This window comes from Leptospira idonii, from assembly GCF_004770995.1.
Classification (GTDB): Bacteria; Spirochaetota; Leptospiria; order Leptospirales; family Leptospiraceae; genus Leptospira_A; species Leptospira_A idonii.
The window spans coordinates 1-4,102 of the sequence record NZ_RQHW01000040.1 but is presented as its reverse complement, the minus strand read 5'-3'; the positions used below and the strand labels follow the sequence as shown (position 1 = coordinate 4,102).

The window sequence follows — 4,102 nt, the reverse complement described above, 5'->3', positions numbered from 1 at the left end:
ATCTGCGAGAGTTTCTTTTTCTTTTATAGTCATAGAATTATTAGGGTTTTGAGAATTTCGCATAACGAACTAGGCTTACCGACGTTGGCTAGACTGGCACGACGCTTGCGATTGCAAGAGGAGTGACAGTAGCCAATGTGGTGAAACCCGAGCAAGGGCGAGCAGTGCGAGTCCCGAAGCGAAGCGGTAAGCCGTAGTTATGCGTCGTGATTATGTTACTCGATGTTGGGACGACCCGAAATATCGACTAATGTGTATGCTTGAGTCAAATTCAAGTTTATGCAGGATTAAGAGCTCTGTGGATTTGTTTAAAAAGTTAAAGATTGAAGATATATTTGGATCATTTAACAATTCAACACTTAAGTATTCGTGAGTCAATTTATTTCTATAGTTAAAACTATTTATTATTTCATCGTCAGTAAATGGAATATTATATCTGACAAGTACATCAATAATTTTCTTGAGAGATTTTGAATTATTTGTCATTCCCAAAAGGTTTTTAATTCTTTGGTATGAGGTTATAAAATTTGACTCTAAAGAGTTTTCAATACCGAGAGTTTCGAGTATTTTCCAAAATATTTCTATTCTTTCATAACTATATGGTAAATTGATTGCTTCTTTGTATCTAAGAAGTATCATAAATGTTTCGTTAACAATTTTTTCGAAATTTGGTGATATGCAGAAATTTGAAAGAATTGGGAATAAATTTTGCATATTTATTAATGGGATACCAAAGCTTAGTGAGTCTGTAAATTCAGCTGAGATAATATTTCCAAGATATATTGCGTGATTCGTGCTATTTTGAATTTTTACCGGGAGTATTAAAACTCTTCTTCTTTGGAGAAATCCTAATAATAGAGAGAAAAAGTTTTGAAGAAAATTGTTGACTAGATTTTGAGGTTTTCCCTCTTCCTCGTCAGGAAAGTCTTCATATTCGATAATTAAATTTGAAGTATGTAAAGAATAAGATTTGTTATATAATAGATTTTGGTTGTTTTCTGTATGATAATTACTTAATTTACTTTCATTCAAAAGGAGCTGATCATTGTTTTCAAAAATCAGAGCAAATCTCCATGGATTTGATTGGCGATTTTTAATATTCGAAATAATTATCTCACATTTTTCATGGTTTTGAATTATTGAATTCAAAGATAAATTGTAAATTGGCACTTTTTCCGATGTTATCATATAATATTATTAATCATGACGCATAACGAACTAGGCTTACCGACGTTGGCGGACGGCGCGTCTTCTTGCTTCGCAGGAAGCGTGACGGAAAGCCAATGTGGTGAAACCCGAACGAGAGCGAGCAGTGCGAGTCTCGAAGTGAAGCGGTAAGCCGTAGTTATACGCAGTGCCTTAATATATTGTAGACCTAATTCTTTTTTCTAGTCTATCGAATAATTCTTGTGTAGTATCCCATACAACATGATTATATTGCCTAGTATCAAAATGGACGTTACTTAAATCTGATTGCTTACAGCACCATATTACTGGTAATCCCAAGCCCATTGCATACCCTGCTTCAAAGTAGACACCATGTCTCTGCCCAGTTACTTCTGAAATAAGAAATTTGCTTTTTCTTATTTCAAAAAGAATTTCACCAGAAATTTCATTATTGTGCTGTTTGTAGTCAATTCTTATAGGTGTGTACCCATTACTTCTACATGCATTTTCAATTTCTTGATATGCTTGATTCATGCTAGGATCGAACCATATAGCTATGAATACTTGCTTTGATAAATGAGGTTGTTCCAGTTTTTCAATTTCAACCCATCCTGGTTCTTTAATTAATATAGGCTGTCTTATGAAAATTTTATTATCATGAATAACTGAGATATCAAATTCTATTTGCTTTTTTTCTTTCAGAACACTTAAGATAAATAGTGCCTCATGTAAATCTTTTGCAAACAAATCATAATGCTTAAAATTCTCTATTGAGTTTCCATAATTTGGGCTAATTTTTGCTAAATTCAATAAAGCAAGCTTTTGATTCTCTAGAATAGTTCTTGGAAATTCTAATAATAATTCAGATAGAGTTACTATTAATTTATTTTTGGGATTAGAACTTGATAACGCTAATTTTTCACTTTTACAACATATTAGAGTCTTTTTTTTTAATAAATGGTTTTGCCGCAATATGGATTGAAATTTATAATGCTCATCTTTCTGAAAACTTGAATAGTCTTCTGAGAAAGCATCATATGTAATCAGGATTATTCCAAAATCTGGGTGTTCAAATAAATTGAACGTAAGGTCACCACTTGCCGTGATTTCTCTTCGCGTCCATTCGATTCCAAAAATATTTTCTATGTTCATAATTGTATTCTGTTAGGCATTGCGTATAACGAACTAGGCTTGCCGACGTTGGCTATGCTGGCACGACACTTGCCTTTTGCAAGGGGAGTGACAGTAGCCAATGTGGTGAAACCCGAACGAGAGCGAGCTTTGCGAGTCTCGAAGTGAAGCGGTAAGCCGTAGTTATACGCCGTTACATATTCATGTATTCATCTTCATATTCGGGTTGAAAAAAATCATGAAGATCTAAATTTTCGTATTGAGGATATCTAATTTTTAAATTTGCAGAAAGTATTTCTTTCTGATTTTTTAGCTCTAGTCCACACGATTTGCAAATAAATCCAGTAGATTGAAAAACTACCTCTACGTAAAACTCAGATCCATCATATTTCGGTTCTTTTTCTTGAATTCTTTTGCCATAGAGTAATCCTACATTTCCGCAAGCTGGACAATCATCTGTTTCCATACCATGTTTAAGCCTCGCTTTATTGAAGTTTGTCGTTTCTTCTTTAATTTGTTCCTTCGTAGACTGATCTTTTGAGTTATATAGAAATTTGTGTGATTTTACTTTTTCTTTAAATAATTTTTCTTCTTCTTTATCTAGCTTTTCTATTAATTCAATAGCATTTTGTTTGGCAACTTTACCAATCAATTCTGACATATCCATTTTCATAAACTTGCAGAGCAAGTTAACTATCTCATAGAATCTAGGTAGCCATTCTTTTTCACTAATGGAGTTCATAGGTGATTCGCCGGAATGCAACTCTTCGTTTCGTAAGCTCGAAAAATACTCACAAAATTTTACATGAATGTCTAAGAATTCTTCATATATGAAAGAAATTCTTTTATATATTGAATGAGCTGGGAGTGATTTTGGTTGAGAATTAATTTTGAATCCAAGGGCATAAAGAATATTTTGACCTTCATTTTGAGGGTCTGCAACAAGGGTTGGGTGTATAGCTGAAAGGGTTGCTTTACAAAGAATTTCTAAGGCAAATGAATAGAACAATGGTCTGGTTGAGTCATTTTGTTCTGAATTTTCTGCTTTTTCAAGGAAATCTATTGCTTTTCCAATTAATAAATCTTTATCCCATATCATATGATTAGGCCTCTTCTTAAGATTCTATCTGTGTCTTCCAAATGACTAAATGATCGAGCATGTATTGTTTTTTTGTTATCAATAATTAACAAATCACCAGGTTCCCATTTATGCTCATAAGGTTTTATTGATTTTTCAATTTCACTCATGAATAATGCGAAATCTTCTGCATTTCTGTTCATTGGAGTCATACATTCTATATCATAACGCATTATAAAAGAGTTATTAAGCTTAGTGATAGCTCTACTATAAAAGCTAGAAAAGTTTTTTCTGATAAGAAAATAATTTTCGAATAAAATACTTTCTTTAATTTGAGAATTAAGTATATCTTCGAGACTAATGAATTTAGTTGTTCTGTTTCCTGAACCCGGATTTTTGCAATAAAGAACAAGATATTTTGCCGGATCTTGCCAGTAAGCAGTATCTGAATGATATGGAAACGATCCTAGTTCGTATCTAAAAGAAAGGGAGTTTTTGGAGCGATATCTTCCTGGGCTAATATCATGAAATTTATTAATTCCATCTATGTTTGCCAATTCCCCAAATTCTGAAACTATACATTCAATTTGGTCAAGCTGGATGCATTTATTAATTTTTATATGGTTTTGGTTCATTATGTAATGGCGTATAACGAACTAGGCTTACCGACGTTGGCTAGACTGGCACGACGCTTGCTTTTGCAAGGAGAGTGACAGTAGCCAATGT

The 4,102-nt window shown here is 33.1% G+C and carries 4 protein-coding genes; all 4 read right to left on the bottom strand.

The features are described from left to right. Nucleotides 1-210 precede the first annotated feature (210 nt). The 4 genes from EHS15_RS10565 to EHS15_RS10550 all read right to left on the bottom strand — a co-directional run bounded on the left by EHS15_RS10565 (nt 211) and on the right by EHS15_RS10550 (nt 4,011). Nucleotides 211-1,188, bottom strand: a complete 978-nt coding sequence (locus tag EHS15_RS10565) for a hypothetical protein (protein WP_135760540.1) — start codon at nt 1,186-1,188, stop codon at nt 211-213. A gap of 171 nt (nt 1,189-1,359) precedes the next feature. Beyond that, complete coding sequence (locus EHS15_RS19395; protein ID WP_246052075.1) at nt 1,360-2,319, bottom strand: nucleoside 2-deoxyribosyltransferase; 960 nt, start codon at nt 2,317-2,319, stop codon at nt 1,360-1,362. A gap of 172 nt (nt 2,320-2,491) precedes the next feature. Further along, nucleotides 2,492-3,397 (bottom strand): hypothetical protein, encoded by a 906-nt coding sequence (locus EHS15_RS10555; protein ID WP_135760539.1) that lies wholly within the window; start codon nt 3,395-3,397, stop codon nt 2,492-2,494. After that, complete coding sequence (locus EHS15_RS10550; RefSeq protein WP_135760538.1) at nt 3,394-4,011, bottom strand: TauD/TfdA family dioxygenase; 618 nt, start codon at nt 4,009-4,011, stop codon at nt 3,394-3,396. Before EHS15_RS10550 ends, EHS15_RS10555 begins: the two co-directional genes overlap by 4 nt. Nucleotides 4,012-4,102 lie beyond the last annotated feature (91 nt).

What these genes read in the sequence shown, in the direction of transcription:
- EHS15_RS10565 (WP_135760540.1), bottom strand. Translation starts at nt 1,188, where the DNA reads ATGATAACATCGGAAAAAGTGCCAATTTACAATTTATCTTTGAATTCA.
- EHS15_RS19395 (WP_246052075.1), bottom strand. Translation starts at nt 2,319, where the DNA reads ATGAACATAGAAAATATTTTTGGAATCGAATGGACGCGAAGAGAAATC.
- EHS15_RS10555 (WP_135760539.1), bottom strand. Translation starts at nt 3,397, where the DNA reads ATGATATGGGATAAAGATTTATTAATTGGAAAAGCAATAGATTTCCTT.
- EHS15_RS10550 (WP_135760538.1), bottom strand. Translation starts at nt 4,011, where the DNA reads ATGAACCAAAACCATATAAAAATTAATAAATGCATCCAGCTTGACCAA.